The sequence below is a fragment of the Nocardia tengchongensis genome, assembly GCF_054781395.1.
In genome coordinates this window covers 87,964-108,451 of the sequence record NZ_BAAGUM010000020.1, presented here as the reverse complement: position 1 = coordinate 108,451, position 20,488 = coordinate 87,964, and the positions used below count along the sequence as shown (strand labels likewise).

Below are 20,488 nucleotides of genomic sequence, written 5' to 3'. Positions count from 1 at the left end.
GGGTAGCGTCCTGTCCATGACCACCGCCACCGCCATGGGGCAGGCGCTCGCAGCGGGCGATACGACCTCGGCCCAACTGGCCGCAGCCGCCGTAGACCGGGCCCGGCAATCGGATTCGACCGCGGTACTCGTCACCGTCACCGCCGAGCGCGCCGGACACCAGGCCGGGGCTGCCGATCGCCGCCGCCTGCGCGGCACCCGGCGCGGTCCGCTCGACGGAGTCCCGATCGCGTGGAAGGACGTCTTCGATATCCAGGGCACGGTCACGACCAGCGGTTCGGCCAGCCACCTGCACGACGAACCCGCCGCGGTGGACAGCCGCCTCGTCCGACGCGCCCATGACAGCGGGCTGGTCACCATCGGCAAGACCAACCTCAGCGAGTTCGCCTTCTCCGGTCTCGGGATCAACCTCCACTTCGGCACCCCCGCCAATCCCTTCGACCCGGAGCTGGTCCCGGGCGGGTCCTCATCCGGATCCGCGGTGGCGGTCGCGCGCGGCATCGTCCCGCTGGCGGTCGGCACCGACACCTCGGGATCGGTACGGGTGCCCGCTGCCTACTGCGGAATCATCGGGTATCGCGCCAGCCCGGGACGCTACGGTGCGAACGACTTCGCGCCCCTGTCCAGCACACTCGACAGCACCGGCATCCTCGCCACCAGCGTGAACGACATCATCGCTCTCGACCGGATTTTCGCGCCCATTCGACGTGGCGAGCACACGCCGCTGCGGCGATTCGTCGTGCCCGGCGGCGAGTGGACAGAAGACCTCACGCCCGGGATCGCCGCCGATTTCGAGGCCGCACTTGCCAAAATCCGGTGCGCCGGAGCTGATATTCGCAGGCGCGACATGGCATCGCTGAGTGCTGCACAGGAATTGATGGACGGGCTCGGCACCATCGTGGGCGCGGAGGCATACCGGCTGCACCGTCACCGTCTCGGCTCCAGCCTGCCGATCGAGCCCGCCACCCGGCGAAGGCTCGAAAACAACTCGCACACAGCCGATTCCATCGCCCCGGTATACGCCAGGATGAACGCCTTGCGCGCGGAATTCGCCGCTGAACTCGACGGTGCGGCACTGCTGTGCCCTACCGTGCGTCACCCACCGCCGCGCCTGGCCGATCTCCGAGACCCGGCCGACTACGACAGCGCGAATGCCACCACGCTGCGCACCACAATGGTCCTTAGCTACCTGGGCACCTGCGGAATCACGCTACCCGTGCGGGCTTCGGTAGGCGGGCCCACGTCTGGGCTGCTGCTGTCGCTGCCGTCCGGGCGCGACGGCGACCTGCTGGCGCACGCCGAGTGGGCGCGACACGTCTTCGTAAATGCGCAGATGTCGTGACGGTGGTGTTCGCCGTCTCGGATCACGCCGCGGGCAGGTAGGTTGCGATCCTGGTGATGCCGGTCGCAGCGATGACACCCGCAATCGGCGGTCGCAACGCCTGAGTCATTGTATGCATATGCAAGCAGGAAAGAGGATGTATGTACAAGTAATGATGTGTATGCTGGTGCCCGTCAACCCGGTCGGTCACCCTCGTGCCCCGAGGAGTAAGTCGAATGTCGTCGAAGGTCAACGCCGTGGAGAACAGCGCCGATGCGCAGGTGTGGAATCGGCTGCTGGCCTTGCACGCCTACGTGGAGAACCGGCTCGCAACTGCCTTGCAGCGCGGTCACGGCCTGGGGCTGTCCGAATATCGCGCCCTGAGCTTCCTTGACCAGGCGCAGGACAACGAACTGCGCATGACCGTCCTGGCCGACAAGGTCGGGCTCAACCAGAGTTCGGTCACCCGCCTGGTCGGTCGTCTCAATGCGGCCGAGTTCACTTACCGCGATCCGTGCCCTGACGACAAGCGTGGCATGTACACCGTTCTCACCGATGCCGGTCGTGCCCGCTACCGTGAAGCCAGTACTACCTATAGCGACACCCTTACCGCCGCATTCGACGAAGCTGCTGCCATCGATCCAGCGGTCGCCAGCATTCTTGCCACCGTGCGTGAAGCCAGGTAATCACGCCAGCAGGGGGTAGGTAGCTGTGATTGCGGACGGTTTGTGTGCGGCTCACATGATCGGCGACTGAACCGCCCTGTGAGTGCGATCCTGAGGTAGAGCCTCGGCAAGGCGCGCCGATGGCGAGAGCGAGCACGACCAGAACAGAGCGCCCCTGTTGCCTTGGAAGTTGTCCGGAATCCTTTTCTCGCCCAGATGGCGGTGAACTGGCACTGGAGATCGAACCGATGCGTTAGCAGGGCGGCTCCCGAGCCGGGCCGGGCGGGAGTCTCGGAAGCGTTGTCCAAGTTCGCCGCCGATATCGAGCTGGCTCCGAAAACGGTGGAGGCGTATCGGTTCACGGCGGCGCCGCGGCGCGGGCATTGCGTCGGTGAAGGAACTACTGGGGTAGGCCTCGATCTCCACGACGAATCGCGCCCGCCGCCGCAGTGAACGCCGCATCCGATACGCGGGATTCCCGCGGCAGAAGTCGTTGCGGGAGTTCGATTTCGACGCCGACACCAACATCGACCCAGCAGTGATCTCCACCCTCGCCAAATGCGATTGGATCCGCGAAGGGATGCCGCTGTGCTTGATCGGCGACTCCGGTACCGGCAAATCGTATCTGCTGATCGCGTTGGGCGCCGAAGCGGCCATGCAGGGATTCCGGGTGAAATACATCCTGGCGTCGAAACTGGTCAACGAACTCGTCGAAGCCGCCGACGACCGACTGCTGTCCAAGACCGTCGCCCGCTACGGGCGGATGGATCTGATCTGTCTCGACGAACTCGGCTATATGGAACTCGACAAGCGCGGTGCGGAACTGTTGTTCCAGGTACTCACCGAACGCGAGGAGAAAGCGAGTGTGGCGATCGCCTCCAACGAAAGCTTCTCCTCATGGCCGAAGACGTTCACCGACCCCCGGCTTTGTGCTGCGATTGTCGACCGGCTCACCTTCGGCGGCAACATCATCGAGACCGGCACCGACTCCTACCGGCTCACCCACACCACACCCGCAGCTAGCGCTAGGCCGAACCCTGCGGCCCATCTGGCGAAACTGGGGGATGTGCCCTGCTCGGCCACCCGGAGGAAACCGCTTTCTTGCAGCGCGGATACCTGCGACCGCCCGATGAGCGGCAATACAGTGCATTCCAAGCCGAGACTCAAAGTGCTTGCGCAGCGCATCAGCGCAGTCCTCGTTCGGCAGCGGTGGCCGCCGATGCGCCGCACAAGCGTCGAATTCTGTGATTGTGTGTGCCGCAAGGGTTGGGAGCCGCCCTGTCGGTGGGCTTCTCTACGCTGCCCCCCATGGCCGCTTCGAGAACCAGACCGCACCACGCTGCTGCCGACCACTCCACCCTCGAGCTAGTCAGCACCGATCGTGCTGAGACGAGCACCCCCTCGTCACCGGGGGCCTCGCTGCCCGTGGTGCTACCGGGCGATGGTGGGCCCTCGCCGGTGGGGACGGTGTGAGACGTGTTCAGGTTCGAGCGCGAGGTCGGTGTCTCCTACAGCCAGATCTATGTCGAGAGTGCCCGCGGGGGGATCGACTCGCGTATGGACGAGGCGTTCGCCGGGCAGAGCTCAGGACTGTGTGGCGCGGCGGTACCCGGCGCACTCTTTCTGCGCACCGGGCTGCACACTGGCCGCGTCGGCTTCACCGTCGAAGTGCACGGCCAGGCTCCTCCGCTGGATCCGGAATGGGAAGACGTCGTGGAGGTCTCTTTCTACCCGGTCTCGGATCAAAGCTTCCTGTCGCAGTGGGCAGGCGAAGCCTACTGGGAACTGGACTTGAAGGAAGGGATCGACTACCGGGTGCGGTACTGCGCGCAGGGCATGGACCAGGCACGGGAGAAGGACGTCAGACTCGACGATGAGCCACTAGTGGACCGTTACCTCCTGCAGTTCTGGCCCGCCCCGCCCGAACCGGATCGCGTGGTACGCCAGACCTCGAAAAGTGCGGCCTACTGTCACGACTATGCCCGCCGGCAACCCGATTTCGAGCTCGGCGTGCGGGCCGTCATGGCGCAACGGCGGGCACTCCTCGCCCCTGGTGCGGCCGAACCGGTTCGCGGCGTCGAATCTCCGGACGGGATCGCGGGTATGGTGGTCATCTCCCGCGAGGCCGATCCCCAGTCTGTCCGCGAGCAATTGACATCGCTGAGCTCCTATCCCTCGGCGCTGCCATGGGATTGGGTCGCTGCCTTCGACGCCGAGCATGCCCAGGACGATCGCGTCGGTTACATCCAGGCGTTCCTCGAAGAGATCGGTGAGCAGGCCTTTGCCCTCGGCACCGTTTTGGCGTCGCTGGATTCCGGGCAAGACTACTGTCTGGCCTTCGTGACACCGTCCCAGTTCGAACTGCTCTCGCGGCTCACCGGACACAAGGTGGGCATCGAAAGCGTGCGGTATGGCCGCTGGACGCCGCGCATGCGCCCGGAACAGAGCGCCGCGATCAGAGCCTGGGCCATAGCCAACAGCCACAGGGCAACAGCAGCCCGCGGGGTGGCGCGCATTGCGTGGCTCGAAAGCCCCACCTCACCCGAGGAGGCTGAACCGGACCGGCTCGGCTGACGCGTTCGGCACCCGGAAATCCCCGCCCGCTACCCCGTCCCAGAGGCAATAGAGTGGCTGCGTTTCCCCGCCTGGGCCACAGTCCACCCGGATACGGCCGAAGGAAGCCAGCCAGTGACAACTCGGCCTCTCCTGAACGCGGTATGAGCGTATGTCCGGCCGCGGCTACGCGGGTCTTGGGCGGGCTTCAAATGGCCCGGCTCGTTCGAGCCGCGGCCACTGAACCTGCTCGTGCGCAACCTTGTCTGGAATCACTTCCCGTGCTGGCCTTTTCGTCCAGGTTGTCGTCGCGATACGACCGGCCCGCTTCACCCTGCGGACCCGTTGGCCCCGTGCGGAGCGGGGTCGTTGTCGATGATGGCGCCCAGGTATCGAATACTGCGCGGGGCACCGGGGACCCATTTGCTGAAGTCATCGGTGAAGCCGGGCTTGTACTCGGCCGGGCACGTCGGCCGCAAGGCTTCGGTTCGGTGCGGGCCGACCCAGGTGGTGGACTGCTTGCCGAGGCCGGTGGTGCAAACCATCTGCCAGGTCACTCGATAGGTGTCGTCGGAATCGTTGCGGCACGTGTAGTCATCGCCACAGACCAGTCCGGGACCGAGTTCCGTGGCGGAGGACTGCGGAGCCGGGGCGATCACCGCAGCGGCGACCAGTACCGAGAGTCCGGCAACCGCACAGGCGGGATTCGAAAAGCGTTGCGTTCCAGCATGATCGAGAACGCTAATCAGCTCGGAGGGCCCCGACAATCGGGGTTTTCCCCAAGAGCCACACGACGAACCTGAGCTTTGTACAGTCGCCGCGAGAGCAACCTGGAGGATCGGCTGGGCTCGCCGCCTCGGTCGCGGGGGTACCGGTATAACGACGCATGATCGGCACTGACGTGTGTTCAGCCGGCACCAGATGGATACTGCAGATTGCTCATCCGAGGTGCCGCGCTGGCCGTTCCAGCAGCGCGACATGGTGATGTGAGTGTGTTGGCGCGGCCACGGCGCCCCCCGATTGCGAAGGGCAAGGCCTGTTCGTCAGTTCACTCGATCAGCGGCAGATTGGTGCGTTTCGTGTAATCCTGGCGAGTTCTGCAAAACGACGGGCGTCACCCCCGAACGGAGACGGGACCCTCAGGTCGCCCATGCCGAAGACGCCGCGGGCATGGCCGTTGACCATGTTCGCGGGTTCACTGCCGCAGCTGCTTCGACCAGTCACCGCGAGGGCGGTAGCCACGGCCGTCGCCGACCTGCTTCATCCCGCCGGGAACAACGTCCCCATGGTACGGATACTGTTCGGTCACCGCCGCCAGCACGAACTTCAGGAAGCCGCCCTCGAACAGGTCCCACTCCCGCATCGAGTCGAACTTGGCGGCGACCGGCCAACGGTCCGGGTCCGGGCCCCGCATCAGCCAGAAGAAGTGGTCGGAGTTGAAGTTGTTGCCCCACTTCAAAAGCCCGCCCTCGGCCGGGAACAGCGGATACGGGCACTCGTCATAGTCCCCGCCCTGGTAGGCCTGGGCCAGCATGGCGCAGTATCTGTAGGGGTCCGTGGTGGCGTACAGGAATCCCTCGAAACCCAGCGGCTCCCCGATCCGGGAACTGGGCGCTGCCGATGGTGCGTAGATGTGCAGCTCGTTGCTAATGCTCACCATCCCGTACCGGTCGATGAACGCCCGGTAGTCCGCTGGTAGTTGGAAACCGATCGCCTCGGGACCGAGCTCCCACGGAACCGGGATCACTCCGCCCGCGGGCGGCGGCCCGATCACCGAGCCGAGTCGGTCCAGCATTTCCTCGATGTCCATGTCCGCTCCCATCAGCGGTCCATTCTCGCTCGAGGCCATCCATTTCCCAGAGTTGGAAACCCGGGAGCAGGTTCCGCTCACCCTGATGGTCGCTGGTCAGCTCGCTCATCGGCTAGTTAGAGACTGGTGTCAGGATCGGATCCCGGCCAGGATTTGATCCAGGTGCCCGGTGGGATGCTCCCTATATTCGGCTGCCCGCCGTCTGTTTTGGTGTGGCTCTCTATTGGCTTGCCTCCCATCGGGTGCCGTGCAGGGAGTGGCTGAAGAGGGGCCTGCCCCATGCTCGAACTAGCGGTGCCCTCCCGCACGGACACCACGATGTCGACCACGGGAGGAACCGGCGATGACCATCATCATCGGAATGGATCCACACAAACGCTCGGCCACCATCGAAATCATCGACACGACCGGAAGGGTCCTGACCGGCGGCCGGTATGCCACCGACACCGCCGGATACACCGAAATGCTCTCTGCGGGACGGAAGTTCGTCGATCGGGTCTGGGGCTGTCGAGGGTTGCAACGGCATCGGGCGCCACCTGGCGCATCGGCTGGTCCACGACGGTGAGACCGTGATCGACGTGCCCGCGAAACTGTCGGCGCAGGTGAGGGTGTTCGCGACCGGCAACGGCCGCAAAACCGATACGGTCGACGCCCACTCGGTCGCGCTCGCCGCACTGCACGCACGGAATCTGCGACGGGTCGAAGCCGATCCGGATCTGATCGTGCTGGGTATGCTCGCCGATCGTCGCGACGAACTCGGTCGTGCCCGCACCGAAACTCTGTGCCGACTCCACCGGCTGCTGCTGGAGCTGATTCCCGGTGGCGCCAAGACCTTCCTGTCATCGCGGCAGGCCCGCGACCTGATCGCCCCGATCACGCCGCTGGATGCCGCAACAAGGGTCCGGCTGCGGTTGGTCGTGGAGTTGATCGAGGATCTGGAAACCATCGACCGCAAGACCAGGGCCGCGGACAAGGAGTTGCGGCAGCTGGTCACCGACCGCGGTTCGACCTTGATGGAGTTACACGGGATCGGACCGTCCTCGGCGGCGCGGCTGTTGGCCGACACCGGCGACATCCGCCGCTTCCGGGACCGGGACCGATTTGCGTCCTGGAACGGCACCGCACCACTGGATGCGTCTTCGGGAGATCAACAGCGACACCGGCTTTCCCGAGCTGGAAATCGCAAGATCAACCGAGTGTTGCACATCATGGCTATTGTCCAACTCCGCAACCGCACTGCAGGCCAGCTCTATTACGACGGCCGCAAAGCGGGTGGGAAGACCTCGATGGAAGCGCTGCGGGCCCTCAAACGACGACTGTCGAACGTGATCTACGCGCGGATGCTCGCTGATCAGCGGCGCCGTGAATGGGCAGGCCCGGGAGGGCAATCGGGAACGACTACTGACTCCAACGCGACCGGCTTCAACCCACACACCGACCCTTCGGACAAGCCACATCCCGGACCCGAGATTCAGGTCAACCCCACACCCACACCGAAGTCTTGACATAGAGGGGTGCCAATAGCGGACGGTCTGCGGCGCACCGGGTTCCGGCCGCCAGTGCCCCGCGCTGGCCGGTTCGGTCAGCGCGCCCGGTAACGGCTTTCCGAGCGCGACGACGAGTTCGGTGTCGGCGTCTACGGCTGCGGTGCCGACGCGGGATGCGCCATGTCGTAGAGGCTTCGTGCTTTCTGCATATTGACTTTTCGGGCGTCGTCGAGAGCGAGAAAGTAGCCGCACTGCCACTTCTGGGACTGCATCGCTTGTCTGTTCTGGGTCTCGGACCAAGGCGGATACACGCGAAACCCACGCTTTCCGCCACGACCTGCCACGGACACGATGCCGTGCTCGACCAACGCGGTCTTGGGGAAGACGAACTGACCGAAGCGTTGCCCCTCTCGGACGGTGATCACCAGCAGATCGATGCCGTCTTCTGCAGCGCATGGTTCGGTCGAACCATCCATGGCACGCTTCCATACCGTCACGAACAGACCCACCTTCGTCGGTGTCAGCTTGCCCACCCGGAACCTGACCGACCCGCGACCCACGCGGGAGACGAAAGCTCCGTACTCAGCGTTCTCCGTCTCCGGAACCGGAGCCGAAACCTCCAAACCCAGACGGCGGAGAAGATGCCTCGCCTCGGCGACGTCGGGATGCACACCAACGGAAACCAATCCGACTCCTCACTGAACCGACTCTTTCCCACACCATCTAATCGCGATCCGATGGTGGAAGCCGTCGCACTGCGCGGGCTTGGGCGACAACGAGCGTATGAAGAGCGACCCCGGTGTGCGCCCGCATCCTCTGTAAGCAGGCGCTGACCATCGCCGTCCACAGTCGTGACCGCCCAGCTGAGGCTGGGCGCTGTCGAACATCGGCAGTGACGACCGGGCTTTGGGTGACTTCGATGCCGTGCGGAGGAAGTTACGGAAGCCGGCATCGAGATCCATAGCGGCACAACCGTTTCAGGGCGTATCTGTGCTCCTTCCTCAGCTGGGAGCCGGCCGCTGCGACAGCGAGCTGAGCCGGCTGAGTCCGCGTTCGACCGGCCTTGCTTGCTCGGGGAGGCGCGTCGTCGTCTGGCTCGGACTGTTGCGGTTCTCACTGCGGGGAACAACGCTTCATTGTGCCGCTAATCATGGAGCCGTTAACTAGCGGTACATTAGTTCAATCGTCGTTCCGGGCCCTCCCGGAGTGACCGTGCAGAGAAGACCGCTATGACTACATACCAAGCGCGGAAAATCTTCGCCGCCTCTCTCGTGACCGCCGCGCTCGCAGCGATGGCTATCGCTGCAGCACCGCTCGCCTCGGCGGCCCAGGGCTGTCACTCGAACGACGGCGGCAGCACTCACTCGGGCGGGTCCCACAGAGCGAACAGCCTCTCCGACAGCCACGGCAACTTCCACGTCCCGGGTGGTGTCGTCAACGTGCTGGGATGCACTCCAGGTTCCGCTGTACGCCCATGTGAAGGCGGCAGCCACTAGTCGAGTTGCAGTGCGGTGGGGCATGCATTTGGGATGACTATTCGTTCGCTGGGTTGTTGAACTTGAGTCCGAAAATGCTTCCCACTGCTGGGAAATTGCTGCGAGGCACGTGATTCGGAGTTGCTCTTCTGCGTGTCGACCGTGGTCGGAGGGTATCGCGCAGTAGATTCCGCGACGTGTGACCTTCGCGCATCGAGCCCCCGCTGGTTAACCACATGTTGTCTGTCGGCGACAATGGCAGGCATGAGTTTGATGTCGCATTGGCCCCTGGCCGGATTGCGGGTGCGGACGCCGCGCCTGGAACTGAGGATGCCTGACCTGGAGGATCTGGGCGCGCTTGCTGACCTGGCCGTGCAGGGAGTGCATGATCCTGCGGTGCAGCCGTTCACCGCGGCGTGGACGGATGCAGAACCGGACGAACGTGCGCAGCGGGTGCTGCGGTGGCATTGGCGATGCTGGGCCGATTGGCAGGTCGACGCGTGGACGCTCAACCTCGTCGTGCTCCGGGACGGGGAGACGGTCGGTACCCAAACGATTAGTGCGACGGACTTCGCGGTCTGCTCCGAGGTGAACACCGGATCCTGGCTCGGCCGAACCCACCATGGCCAAGGAATCGGAACCGAGATGCGGGCGGCGGTGCTGGAGTTGGCCTTCGCTCATCTCGGGGCCAACTCGGCGGTATCGGGCGCGTTCGAGGACAACCTGGGCTCGCATGGTGTCTCATACAAACTCGGGTACGAGCACGACGGGCTCGAGGTGCACGCGGTGCGCGGAAAACCGGCGGTGATACGACGGCTACGGCTGAACCGTGCTCGATGGGAAGCCCATCGGAGCCTGCCGGTGGAAGTGACTGGGCTGGAGGCATGCCTGCCGCTGTTCGGAGTCCGGACAACATGGTGACGACGACTCGTGCCAGCGATTGACACTCAGGTTAGTGGCGAGTGTGTACGGCGGGTCCTCCGGTGCCAGTTCTTCGAGTCGCCATCTGGTGGTCTCGCAGAGGCTCGCGATACCTTCTGGGGTCCACGTCCAACGGAATGGCTACCCGGAGCCGGGCGAGTTTGATGGCGCCCTGCGTGTCGATCTGCACATGCAGAGGCTACTTTTTGGATCAGTGAGCCCGAACGCACTCTCTTGCCGCATACCGCGCTGACCGAACCGGCCAGCGCGGGGCATCGGAAGATCAACGGGCAGAGCGTCGTACGACCGCCGGCGGTGCGCGCTCATGGCGAAGGCCGCGCAGTCCGTATGGCGGAGTATGCAGCGTCGGCTGGGTCATAGAAACGAGGGGTGCCGGGGGAGGGACCCGGAACCACGCGTAGCGAGTCCGCTGAGTTGCGCGATGCCCGCCGTCGGATCCGGTTGCTGGAGTAGGAAAACGAGGTCCTGCGGCGCGCCGCGGCGTATCTGTCACAAGCTCAGATACCGGGAAAAGGCTCTACCCGCTCGTGAAAGAGCTTGCCGCCGAGGAGATTCCCGTGGCGGTGACGTGCCGGGTGCTGCAGCTCGCTCGCCAGCCCTAGTATCGGTGGCTGGCCGATCCGGTGACCGCAGGCGAGGTAACCGAGGCGTATCGGGCCAATGCGTTGTTCGATGCCCACCGCGACGACCCCGAATTCGGCTACCGGTTTCTGGCCGATGAAGCCCGCGAGGCCGGCGAAACGATGGCCACGCGGACCGCGTGGCGGATCTGCTCGGCCAATCGGTGGTGGAGCGCGTTCGGCAAGCCCCGGCGCGGTAAGAGTGGTAGACCGGGCCCGACAAGCGCATCAGCAGGACGTTCCCCACGTCCATACACCCAAGGCGCAGAACGTCTTTCTATGCCCGATGAGCGACTCGAGACGCGGAGCAGTCAGATGAGAAACGGGTTGCCGATTGGAAACTCGTTGATGTACGGTCAGCTCATGCAAGAAGCACAGACACCACAGCAGGCGCTGGACATTGCCGCCGCTACTACTCGGCAGGCGCATGAGGCCGCCGCTTTGCCCAGCTGGGGACCTATCGCCGCCGGTGTGTTCGCAGGACTGTATGTCACGCTTGTCGGTGTGGCGATGGTATTCGAACTCGACGACCCGATCGCATGGACGGCCGCAATCGGCGCAATCGCCTCGTTCGCGGTGTGGTACGCAATTGTGCGGTGGCTGCGCCGAGTTCGGCGTGCGCGCGGGCTCATTCCTGTTCCGCTGGCGGAGTGGAAGTTCATGGTGGTGCTGGTTGTGGCGCTCCTCATTCCGGACTTCGGCTTCGGAAATCCGAGGCTGGGCGCATTGCTGCAACTGCTGGCCGGATTGATCATGGGCGGATGGAGCTGGTTCGACCAGGCACGACCACAGATCGCATCGTGGAAGACGCGACGGTAGATCGCACCATGGAAGAGCTGAACGAGCTGTTGGCCTCCCTGCCGCGCCTGAAACTCGTCGCATTCCTCGATGGCTGCACCGAAGCCGAATTCATGGTCGTCTCCGACCTCTGCGAGCTGAACAAATCCACCCTCTCCAAAGCGATGACCGTCCTGGAGACCGCCGGATACGTCACCATCACCAAGGGCTATGTGGGGCGCAAACCGAAAACCTGGCTCGCCCTCACCTACAAGGGTCGCACCGCCTACCATGCCCACCTCAATGCCCTCACCGTTCTGACTCGCAGGGCCAGCGAGACCGTGTCCGAGTCCTGACCGAAATTCCAGACACTCGCACAGGAGCGGTTCGTGGCCGAGAACGCCCGGATGACGTCGGTGTGATATTGATGTCCACCGCGGACCGAGGCGGCTGACCGGTTATCGGCCAACACATCCGGGTCGTCGGACTGGACGTCCGAACATGCCTGTGGTCTCAATGGGTCAGTGCAACACTGGGTTTGTCCGGGTGATCGAGGATGGGATGCGCGATGGGTTCGACAAGACCGTTGTCGGAGAAGCGGACACCGTTGACCGAGGCCGAGGTCGAGGGGGTGTGGCGGCGGTGGTGATCGGGGTAGGCGATCAAAGTCCTTGCGCGGGAGATGTGCCGGTATCCCTCACAGCATCGCGATCGTGACGACCGTCGACCAGCTCGACGGCCGTGTGCCGGACCGTCTGCTCGCACCGAGTCGTCTCCTGGCCTCGGTGGCCGATGGCGAGATCGGCCGCGGCCCTCGAATCTCTATGGGGCACAGCGGCGGTCAATACCTGGAACGCGCGCAGCGCCGCGGTGGGCAAGTGGCTGAGCTGGTGCTGCGAACAGGGCTGGGACGCACCGGCCGTTCCCGCCACAGCTGGCCGGCTCATCGCCCGCCGCGAGGTCCGTATCCGGGAGAAGACGCTGTGGCGGATGCTGTGCGAAACGTGTGCTCGCGCAGAAGAACTGCTTCAGGTCAACATCGAAGATCTGGACCTGGCCGGGCGCTGTTGCCCGGTGAAATTCACAGGCGCAACACTCTGTACCCGCCGCCGCGGCGCTGCTCACCACGAACACGTCCTGGAGACCGTGTACTGGGATGCCGGCACCGCCCGGCTGCTGCCGAGATTGATCAAGGACCGCAGCGTTGGTCCGCTGTTCGTCACCCACCGCTGCGCCGGACCCGGCAAGTACCTCGCCGACCGCGACATCTGCCCCGACATCGGGCTGGCATGACTGTCCTACGACCAGGCGCGCGATCTGCTCGACGCCGCAACCGCCGTCGACGGTCCCGGAACTGGGTGGGACCTGCACGAACTCAGGCTTTCCGGTCTGACATATCTGGGTGAATCCGGGGCAAGCCTGCTCGAACTCATGGCCAAAGTCCGACATCGCAAACCCGAGAACCTATGCCGCTACTTCAAACCGTCACCGCAGGCCATGCGTGAGTTCACCAGCCTCCTCGGCCCGGGAGCCGAACGAAGGCGCTGCCCAGCAGCTACACGAACTTCGTTGTTTCTGCACTGTTGCTACAGGACCCTCTTTCGGTGCCTGCAGCCTGCTCGCCTGGCTCCGCGGAATTACTGGCGAAGTCGGGTCACCAAGGCTTGAGAGTCTAGTGAACCCCTTTGTGTGGGAGCAGGATTCGACTTCTCACGAGTGGAGAGAGCGACGGCGTCCCGCACGGTATCGACCGCCATAGACTCGCGGCGCGAATGTTTGAAACACGATCCGTTAGAAGGGGAACCGCGATGTTCGATAGTAAGAAGCCCGTGATCCGGCGAGTCACGGCCCGGGTATGCGTCATTGCGGCGCTTTCGGCGATCCCCCTAGTGGCGACGGATGTTTTGGCCAACGCAATGCCCGGCAACTCCGCTACCAACAGCTGTCCGGACCAACCGAATCCGGGCCCCGACTACTGGCACCAAGACCAGGGCTGGCGGAACAGCTATCCTGGTCCGCCCTCGATCGGCGGCTACCCGCCACCGTGGGACGCCCCTTTCGACGGGGACTACCGGCACGGCCGCCCGGGCCTGCCGCCGCGCCTGTGCACCGGCTCATTCGGAAGCTGCTGACACGCCCGATGGAGGGTGCCGGGCGATCGCAGGAACCGGCTGCTACTGCGCCGAGTCCATCACCACGATCGCGCGTCGCATCCTGACGGGTTGCCTGCTCGTCTTCGTGACTTTCTGCAACAGACGGCCCTCCTCCGGGCGTACCGCTCGCACAAACACTCCCGGTCTGCGAGCCACCGGCACCACCTCCACCGGCAGCATCACCGACACCGATATGACCCGGGAAGGCCCGCTCACGGTTCATGGTGCTGCCGTTGGGGCTGAGCGCGCTCGACATCGGTTCCGCCGCAACGGAAGACACCCTCACCTGGGTGGAAACCGCGGCCATCGCGCACGAGGAACGCGCGGTCGTGTTCACCTACGAGCCTGAGCGCGACCGCGGGCAGCCCGTCGATGTGGCGGACATGCGCCCTGACCACCGGCTATCTCGACGGTGCGTCACCGAGCACCGTGCCTTCGCGGCGGGGGTCCGCGCCGCCGATCCAGCCGTTCCCGTCGCGTGTCAATGCCGATGTGCCGCTGGACTGAGGAGCTACCGAGACCTGATGGCCCCGTTGACGTAGTCCCTGTACCAGCGGATCGTGGTCGCCGTTGTCGGCGGCGTTCACGTTCGGGTGTTCGCCGCCGATATTCGTGGTGGGGACGTTGGCGGCGCCGAAGTCGACCATCGATACCGCCTGCTGCGGGTTCAGGCCCCAATCCAGCATGGCGACAAGCGTTTTGACCACGAATTGAATGATGACCGCGCCGCCCGGCGAACCGGTGACGAAGGACAACGGTCCGCGGGATCCGTCAGGGTTTCGGTCGAAGACCAGTGTCGGCGCCATCGAACTGCGCGGCCGCTTCCCGGCGTCGATCCGGTTGGCCACCGACACACCGTCGCTGTCCACCGGCTCGGCCGAGAAGTCGGTGAGCTCGTTGTTGAGGATGAATCCGTCGACCATGTGAAACGAGCCGAACGCGGATTCCACGGTGGTGGTCATCGACGCCGCATTGCCGTACTTGTCCACGATCGAGATGTGGCTGGTGCCGTGCTCTGGTTGCTGCGCACCGTTGCCGACCAGCACGGGGCCGAAGTCGCCCGGCTTGGCGGTACGCATGCTGTGATTCGGGTCGATGAGCGCGGCACGCTGCTTCAGGTAGTTCGGGTCGATCAGCGTCTGCGGCGAATTGCCCGGCAGCGGAACGAAATCGGGGTCGGCCACATACTTGTCGCGGTCGGCGTAGGCGAGCCGTTCGGCCTCGGAGATCAGGTGCACGGCCGTCGCGGTGGGTGTACCGCCGTCGAGTGCCGTGTTGCTGTCACCGTCGGTGTTGCCCGGCTTCATCGACGCGAGATCGAAGTGGGACAGGATGCCCAGCGTGGCCGCGACAGCGATGCCTCCCGAGGAGGGATTCGGCATGCCGCAGATGTCGTGAGTGCGGTACGCCGCGCACAGCACGGTCCGTTTCTTCGCCTGGTACGCGGCCAGATCCGCCGCGGTGGTCAGCCCCGCGGTGCGGCCACTGGTGGTCGTGGCGATGGTGTCGGCGATGTCGGCGGCAATCGCTCCGGTATAGAAGGCGTTCGGTCCGTCGGTGGCGATGGCGGACAGTGTCTTGACGAAGGCCGGGTTGGTCAGCGTGGTGCCGGGGCGTTTCGCGGTGCCGTCGGGTTGCAGGAAGTAGGCGCGCGCGTTCGGGTCCTTGGCGAGATCGCTTGCGGAGTCAGCGATCTGGCTCGCCATTCGAGCGCCGATCTTGAAGCCTTGGTCGGCAAGGGTGATGGCCGGGTCGAACAGGGCCTTCCACGGCTGCTTGCCGTGGTCGTCGTGTGCCTGTTCGAGCAGGCGCACGACACCGGGGGTGCCTATGGAGCGCCCGCTGGCGCGGGCATTGGGTTGTGGTGCGGTGCGGTCGGTTTCGCTGATCCAGCGCAGGTAGTCGGGGGTGGCACGGGCGGGCGCGCTCTCGCGGCCGTCGTAGGCGTCGATCTTGTTGGAGGCAGCGTCGAAGTACAGCAGGAACGCGCCGCCGCCGATACCGGTCGCTTGGGGTTCCACCAGGCCGAGGACGGTCTGCGCCACGATGAGCGCGTCCGCGGCGGTACCGCCGTCGCGCAGCACCTTGCAGGCGGCCTCCGTGGAGACCGGGTTGGCGGTGGAGACTGCGAAAGTTCCGGTGCGCACAGGCCTCATACCGGTGCGGTAGCCGGTGGCGATCTCCGGATTCGTCGCCAGATTCGTCGAGGCGGTGCCTGCGGGGACACCGGAGGTGACCGGGACCCCGTTCGGAGTGGTGGCGCACGATGCCTGGTTGTGGCCCGAAGGGGACGAGCAGGCGGTGACCAAGCCGGACAGGAGCAGCACGGTGGCGGCAGCACCGGCCCACGTCTGCGATCGCATGCGCCTCATGATTCGGACCCTATCGCTGTGATCACCAGTGGGAAGGCTTGGTCGTGATCATGAAGGACACGGGAAGCAGGTGAGGATGGGGCGGACGCGGCGGGTCACCGGGTCCTGTCGATCGGAGTGGAGTCGCGGCGGTGCGGTCACGATCGCGCCAGCGATGCATGCCGGCGAAGTGTCCGCGGGCGAGGCCACGCGCATGATCTCCTGCGACGGCAATCCCACCAGTCTGAGCCGGGGCATCGCCCACTACGGCCGGATTCATAGAGCCCTGCATTTCCTGCGCCTGACCGACGACGAACCCCTACCGCCGTTGTGGCAATGGAAGTTGTGGAGCGGATGGGGGCTGATGCCCGAGATCAAGTGGGCATCGACCGATATGCGGGGCGGGGCTTGGGTGGACGACGAGGCGAAGGCGCTGGCTACGCTCGGGCCAGAGCTGATCGGGCTGCGTTCGCCCGGTGATGGCGAGGTGTTGCGCGGAGATCTGGCGGCAATTTTGTTCGATGCCGGCAAGTTCGATGTCGACTACCGCTTCGGGGATTCCATCGCCGGCCTGGTGCAGCACTGCGACGGGGTGGAGGTGCGGTTCAAGGAGCTCACCGCAAATGAGCGACACCCCCGAAGTTTTTCCATGGCAACACGTTTGCGACGCTATTGGCAGATGAACTGTGCACTGTGTTCCGGGTTCACCGAGCAGGTGAACACGCCACCGCGGCCGGCCCGTCCGATCGTCAAACCCGTTGGCTCACAGGCAAGTTCGTAGTGCGGCGTGCCTGGAACGAGTTGGCAGTCTTGGAGGGGGCGCCAGGGGGAGTCGGGCTGCTGCGGTGGCCACTCGTAGGTGTCGAGTTGCAACAGTAGCGAGGTCGGCGCTTTGCAGTCCGGGCAGATCAGATCCGGCATGTCGCTGGTTGACCAGTTCATGCTTCCCCCGATTTTGAAGCCGGGCGCGGCTGACAGCTGGTAGTACAACGAGGGTGGATGTTGTCGAGCACCATGGTGGTGCTGTTCGTCGGTATCTTCTGGTTCGGGCCGCCACCGGACCAGTTGTTCACGGATGTTGTGCGGAAGTTCCTCGTAATAGGGGAGATCCGATATCCGTTCGGGGTCGAGGATGCAGGCGCTCATTGTGATGGTGCTGCCGAATTCCTCGTCGAGTTCAGCGGTGGGGGGCGATTGGATGCCCGTGATGTCCGTGGACCGCTGCCAGATGACCTCGATGGAGTTGCGATCGGCAAGCCCACGCCACATCAACTGCGCGATGTCTTTGCCTGCGGGAAAGGTGATCTCGGGGAAATCAGCGGCGAACAGTTGCCCGAGCGGTATCAATGGGATCGTGCAGGGCTTGCTCAGAAGCCCCGTACGTACGGCCACGCTCACTCGGTCTGCACGGCGACGAGGGGCGGCCTTCCGGCGCAGCCAGGCGGCGCGCTCACGAGCGGTCAGCTGATCCGGCGGCACAGACAAGGCGACTCCTCGCGCGATGGAGTGGGCCAAGTTGTGCGCACAGTCGATGGCACCGCACCGTGGCCACGGTTGCGTGTCCGGCCACAGGATCGGGCCCCCGATATGGCTTTCCGAAATTGTCGGCCGGCCTGGACGGGGGTGCAGGCGAACCGCGAGCCGCGCGTAAGTGCCGATGTCAGGAACGACCTGCGCGAGATCCGTAATCAGAGCACCGGAGGTATGTGTCACCCCGACATTCTCGATGCGGACACCACCCCAGAGCTTCCCATTGCTGGGCACAGAAGTGCGAGGCGACACCCAAATGTCAGTGACTCAATGACGTCAGAATGTCAGCAGATCCGGGTGACGCTCGCGATGTCGATCAGTCCGCGAGGGCGACAGAGCTGTGGGCGTTGTCGGGCGGGGCCGACAGCCGTTCTCCACTGTTTTTGCTACCGGAAATCGAGTCAGGATCGTTCCGTGTGTTGCGGGGCGCTGATGACGAGCCGGAACTCCCGGCACCCACCTGGGTTGACCAGAACCGCTCCGGGCGGCACGACCTCGGGTGATCTGTTGCCGACGACCGACCACCAGCGTGGGTGGGGACCTGCTGTTTGTGAATCCCGGTGGTCACGACGAGGATGCACGGTGCTCCGTAAGGGGAGACCATGATGCTGCGCTATATGCCGTGGAAGGGCCTGGCCCTGCGCCAGATCATCGTGCCGATCGAGCGCGCCGCCAGCGCTATGCGGCTCGAGCAGTACTGTTTGCATGTCGCACTAGTTCTTCAGGGGTGCCCTGAGCCGTAACGATTCATCCTCAGGGTTGATGCTGGATGTGTGTGGACAGCCTTAGATGGGAATTTCAGGCAATTTGTATCAGTCGCGTTGAAGGGAAGCCCGTTGTGAATCTCGCCATTATCACCACTTGGGTGTGGTTGGCATTTGAAATCGGTCTGCGCGTGCGGGATCGACTGCGCGGTATCGGCTCTACCGCCGATGACGGCGGCACCCGCGTGACCATCGGGTTGCTGGTGGCCGTCGCGATGACCGGCGCTAATCTCGCGGCCATCTTCCTCCCCGCCGAAAGCCCCCTCCGCTTCCCCGGCCCCAGCCTCCCGTGGCTGGTCGCCGGCATCGCGTTGATGTGGCTCGGCTTCGCCGTCCGGGTCTGGGCAATCACCGTTCTGGGCAAGCACTTCCGCACTACCGTCGAGGTCGACGCCGAGCAGCCCGTCATCGACCACGGCCCTTACCACTGGATCCGCCACCCCTCCTACACCGGAATCCTCGGAATCACCGTCGGTTTCGGGCTTGCCTCCGACAACTACGTCTCTCTCCTGCTGACCACGGTGATCCCAACCTATGCCCTCCTGCGCCGGATTGCCCTGGAAGAGCGAACCCTCGTCGAGGCCCTAGGCACGGCCTATGAGACCTACCGCGAATCCACCAAGCGCCTGGTCCCCGGCGTCTGGTGAGCGGGCCCATCCGAAGGTGCGTCAGGATTGCTTGACGGTTGGTGGGCGACGCGGCGGCCGATGGTGTGCCATCGGCCGCCGATCTGGACGAGGTGATGGATACCGCGGCGGGTGGGTGAGCCTGGATGAGCTGGTCCGAACCCCGGTCGGTGATCGTAGGCGATCGATGACCGGGTGATCGGTGAGCGTATGACCGAAAGTTCTACCGTCCGAGCGGCTCGCGATCGGTGAGGTGATCACCTGGTGTTCGTCTGCACCGATCAGAGGCGTTCCGACGATCGGGGACCTGTGCGGTGGCTCTGCTCAGGCTGCGGCGATGACCTCGATCTCGAGCAGCCACTGCGGGTTGAAGATTCCGGCGAGCACGACCGTCAGCGCAGGCTTGTGGTCGCCGAGGACCTCGGTACGGACGGCGGTATTGGCCGCAGCGAGCGAGCGGTCGCTCAGATAGGTGGTCACTTTGACAATGTTCGCGACGGTCAGCCCGGCATGTGCCAGCGTTCCGACGATATTCGCCCAGATCAGTCGGCACTGGGCCGCCGCGTCGTCCGGCACGTTCCCGACCCGATCCTGCGGGATCTGACCGCTGACGAACAGCAGACGCCCCGCCCCGACTACCTCCAGCCCGTTGGTATATCCACCGACCGCCGCCGGAACCGAATCAGGATCGTGCGCAACCATTTCCATGATTCGCCAGCCTAGCGACTCTTCGTCGCTACAACATGGACAATTGAGCCGAGTTTGGGTCGCCGTGCGGCGGACCGAACTCGGCGATCCTGTTTCAGGCTGTCATCGGCAGCCTGGCTTTGAGGAGTACGTCCGAAGTCCCGGCGTTACCCGGACACGGGCAGAGGGCGTCTGAGTTTTCCTGTTGACCTCTGTTGCCGGTGGTGTGACCCCGGCTGATTATGCACGCAGCCCGTGCCCGATGATTCCTGTTGCGACACAAGGAACTTCAGGCAAATGCTGCAGTGATCAGCATGGGTGATGGCGAGCGTGAGAGCGCGCTTGGGGAGTTGGTGACGTTCCGGCGGGGCTTCTACGAGTGCCTGACCGGGCGAGCGGATGCATTGTTCGAGCTGTGCGAGGCGGTGCTGTGCGCCGACGGTCCGGTACGCCCGGCTGGTCGGTTTGTCTCTGGCGCTGCAACACGGCCGCGGCCGCGGCGCTTCGTATGACGTGGTGAACTGCGGGCGGGTCGAAATCGACCGGCTGCGAACGGTTTTGGCCGGGGTGCGGTTGCCTCGTGTGGCCGACGGGCGGTTGGTGGTGGTGGATGTGTCGCCGTGGCTGCGGCCGGATGGGGCGAGGTGCCCGGATCGGGCGTTTTGTCACGCCTACGGGCGTGGCCGTAACGAGCATCAGTGGCAGCGACTGTCGACCTGGTCCATGC

17 protein-coding genes and 2 pseudogenes are annotated in these 20,488 nt (G+C 64.7%); 13 read left to right on the top strand and 6 right to left on the bottom strand.

Annotated elements, in window-relative coordinates; genetic code table 11:
* Positions 1-16 precede the first annotated feature (16 nt).
* The 4 genes and pseudogenes from ACYVKL_RS37520 to ACYVKL_RS37505 all read left to right on the top strand — a co-directional run bounded on the left by ACYVKL_RS37520 (position 17) and on the right by ACYVKL_RS37505 (position 4,560).
* Positions 17-1,342, top strand: a complete 1,326-nt coding sequence (locus tag ACYVKL_RS37520) for an amidase family protein (RefSeq protein ID WP_379172556.1) — start codon at positions 17-19, stop codon at positions 1,340-1,342.
* A 215-nt stretch (positions 1,343-1,557) separates the two neighbouring features.
* A complete protein-coding gene (locus tag ACYVKL_RS37515; protein WP_379172554.1) occupies positions 1,558-2,007 on the top strand; it encodes a MarR family winged helix-turn-helix transcriptional regulator in 450 nt (149 codons plus the stop codon).
* A 409-nt stretch (positions 2,008-2,416) separates the two neighbouring features.
* Positions 2,417-3,004: pseudogene (gene istB / locus ACYVKL_RS37510) on the top strand (IS21-like element helper ATPase IstB); the annotation flags it as partial.
* Between the two features lie 458 nt (positions 3,005-3,462).
* On the top strand, positions 3,463-4,560 hold the full coding sequence (locus ACYVKL_RS37505) for a DUF6630 family protein (protein WP_379172552.1): 1,098 nt from the start codon (positions 3,463-3,465) through the stop codon (positions 4,558-4,560).
* A 308-nt stretch (positions 4,561-4,868) separates the two neighbouring features.
* On the opposite strand, the gene ACYVKL_RS37500 is transcribed toward ACYVKL_RS37505, so the two are convergent.
* Both ACYVKL_RS37500 and ACYVKL_RS37495 read right to left on the bottom strand, forming a co-directional pair.
* Positions 4,869-5,198 (bottom strand): hypothetical protein, encoded by a 330-nt coding sequence (locus ACYVKL_RS37500; protein WP_379172550.1) that lies wholly within the window; start codon positions 5,196-5,198, stop codon positions 4,869-4,871.
* A 536-nt stretch (positions 5,199-5,734) separates the two neighbouring features.
* Positions 5,735-6,349: a hypothetical protein gene (locus tag ACYVKL_RS37495; RefSeq protein WP_379172548.1), complete on the bottom strand. Its 615-nt coding sequence runs from the start codon at positions 6,347-6,349 to the stop codon at positions 5,735-5,737.
* A gap of 434 nt (positions 6,350-6,783) precedes the next feature.
* Here ACYVKL_RS37495 and ACYVKL_RS37490 point away from each other — a divergent pair, with 434 nt between their 5' ends.
* Positions 6,784-7,854 carry an IS110 family RNA-guided transposase gene (locus ACYVKL_RS37490; protein ID WP_379172546.1) on the top strand — a complete coding sequence of 357 codons (1,071 nt, stop codon included), beginning with the start codon at positions 6,784-6,786 and terminating at the stop codon, positions 7,852-7,854.
* A 131-nt stretch (positions 7,855-7,985) separates the two neighbouring features.
* Here the strand turns inward: ACYVKL_RS37490 and ACYVKL_RS37485 are convergent, their stop codons facing one another.
* Positions 7,986-8,507, bottom strand: a complete 522-nt coding sequence (locus ACYVKL_RS37485) for a MepB family protein (protein ID WP_379172661.1) — start codon at positions 8,505-8,507, stop codon at positions 7,986-7,988.
* Positions 8,508-9,575: 1,068 nt separating this feature from the next.
* Here ACYVKL_RS37485 and ACYVKL_RS37480 point away from each other — a divergent pair.
* From ACYVKL_RS37480 to ACYVKL_RS37465, 4 genes are all read left to right on the top strand, one after another.
* Entirely contained in the window at positions 9,576-10,232 is a 657-nt protein-coding gene (locus tag ACYVKL_RS37480; protein ID WP_379172544.1) for a GNAT family N-acetyltransferase, read from the top strand.
* A 644-nt stretch (positions 10,233-10,876) separates the two neighbouring features.
* Positions 10,877-11,692 (top strand): hypothetical protein, encoded by an 816-nt coding sequence (locus ACYVKL_RS37475; RefSeq protein ID WP_379172542.1) that lies wholly within the window; start codon positions 10,877-10,879, stop codon positions 11,690-11,692.
* Complete coding sequence (locus ACYVKL_RS37470) at positions 11,674-12,006, top strand: transcriptional regulator (protein ID WP_379172540.1); 333 nt, start codon at positions 11,674-11,676, stop codon at positions 12,004-12,006. Before ACYVKL_RS37475 ends, ACYVKL_RS37470 begins: the two co-directional genes overlap by 19 nt.
* Positions 12,007-12,520: 514 nt before the next feature.
* Positions 12,521-12,943 (top strand): site-specific integrase, encoded by a 423-nt coding sequence (locus tag ACYVKL_RS37465; RefSeq protein WP_379172538.1) that lies wholly within the window; start codon positions 12,521-12,523, stop codon positions 12,941-12,943.
* A gap of 1,261 nt (positions 12,944-14,204) precedes the next feature.
* On the opposite strand, the gene ACYVKL_RS37460 is transcribed toward ACYVKL_RS37465, so the two are convergent.
* Positions 14,205-16,166 carry a gamma-glutamyltransferase family protein gene (locus tag ACYVKL_RS37460; RefSeq protein WP_379172659.1) on the bottom strand — a complete coding sequence of 654 codons (1,962 nt, stop codon included), beginning with the start codon at positions 16,164-16,166 and terminating at the stop codon, positions 14,205-14,207.
* A 163-nt stretch (positions 16,167-16,329) separates the two neighbouring features.
* Between ACYVKL_RS37460 and ACYVKL_RS37455 the strand changes: the two genes are divergently transcribed.
* Positions 16,330-16,935: a Rossmann-fold NAD(P)-binding domain-containing protein gene (locus ACYVKL_RS37455; protein WP_379172535.1), complete on the top strand. Its 606-nt coding sequence runs from the start codon at positions 16,330-16,332 to the stop codon at positions 16,933-16,935.
* Here the strand turns inward: ACYVKL_RS37455 and ACYVKL_RS37450 are convergent.
* A complete protein-coding gene (locus tag ACYVKL_RS37450) occupies positions 16,824-17,639 on the bottom strand; it encodes a hypothetical protein (protein ID WP_379172532.1) in 816 nt (271 codons plus the stop codon). The two genes, ACYVKL_RS37455 and ACYVKL_RS37450, sit on opposite strands and share 112 nt — an antisense overlap.
* Positions 17,640-18,286: 647 nt before the next feature.
* On the opposite strand from ACYVKL_RS37450, the gene ACYVKL_RS37445 reads away from it, so the two are divergent.
* Positions 18,287-18,427, top strand: coding sequence for a hypothetical protein (locus ACYVKL_RS37445; protein WP_379172530.1), 141 nt, complete (start codon positions 18,287-18,289; stop codon positions 18,425-18,427).
* Between the two features lie 95 nt (positions 18,428-18,522).
* Positions 18,523-19,095 (top strand): methyltransferase family protein, encoded by a 573-nt coding sequence (locus ACYVKL_RS37440; RefSeq protein WP_379172529.1) that lies wholly within the window; start codon positions 18,523-18,525, stop codon positions 19,093-19,095.
* Positions 19,096-19,398: 303 nt separating this feature from the next.
* Here ACYVKL_RS37440 and ACYVKL_RS37435 read toward each other — a convergent pair whose 3' ends face one another.
* A complete protein-coding gene (locus ACYVKL_RS37435; RefSeq protein ID WP_379172527.1) occupies positions 19,399-19,782 on the bottom strand; it encodes a RidA family protein in 384 nt (127 codons plus the stop codon).
* A 378-nt stretch (positions 19,783-20,160) separates the two neighbouring features.
* Between ACYVKL_RS37435 and ACYVKL_RS37430 the strand changes: the two are divergent.
* Positions 20,161-20,445 (top strand): annotated as a pseudogene (locus ACYVKL_RS37430) (transposase); the annotation flags it as partial.
* Positions 20,446-20,488: the final 43 nt, after the last annotated feature.

Coding starts and splice junctions, on each gene's coding strand:
- ACYVKL_RS37520 (WP_379172556.1), top strand. CDS start 17: ATGACCACCGCCACCGCCATGGGGCAGGCGCTCGCAGCGGGCGATACG.
- ACYVKL_RS37515 (WP_379172554.1), top strand. CDS start 1,558: ATGTCGTCGAAGGTCAACGCCGTGGAGAACAGCGCCGATGCGCAGGTG.
- ACYVKL_RS37495 (WP_379172548.1), bottom strand. CDS start 6,349: ATGGACATCGAGGAAATGCTGGACCGACTCGGCTCGGTGATCGGGCCG.
- ACYVKL_RS37490 (WP_379172546.1), top strand. CDS start 6,784: ATGCCACCGACACCGCCGGATACACCGAAATGCTCTCTGCGGGACGGA.
- ACYVKL_RS37480 (WP_379172544.1), top strand. CDS start 9,576: ATGAGTTTGATGTCGCATTGGCCCCTGGCCGGATTGCGGGTGCGGACG.
- ACYVKL_RS37460 (WP_379172659.1), bottom strand. CDS start 16,166: ATGCGATCGCAGACGTGGGCCGGTGCTGCCGCCACCGTGCTGCTCCTG.
- ACYVKL_RS37455 (WP_379172535.1), top strand. CDS start 16,330: ATGCATGCCGGCGAAGTGTCCGCGGGCGAGGCCACGCGCATGATCTCC.
- ACYVKL_RS37445 (WP_379172530.1), top strand. CDS start 18,287: ATGATGCTGCGCTATATGCCGTGGAAGGGCCTGGCCCTGCGCCAGATC.
- ACYVKL_RS37435 (WP_379172527.1), bottom strand. CDS start 19,782: ATGGAAATGGTTGCGCACGATCCTGATTCGGTTCCGGCGGCGGTCGGT.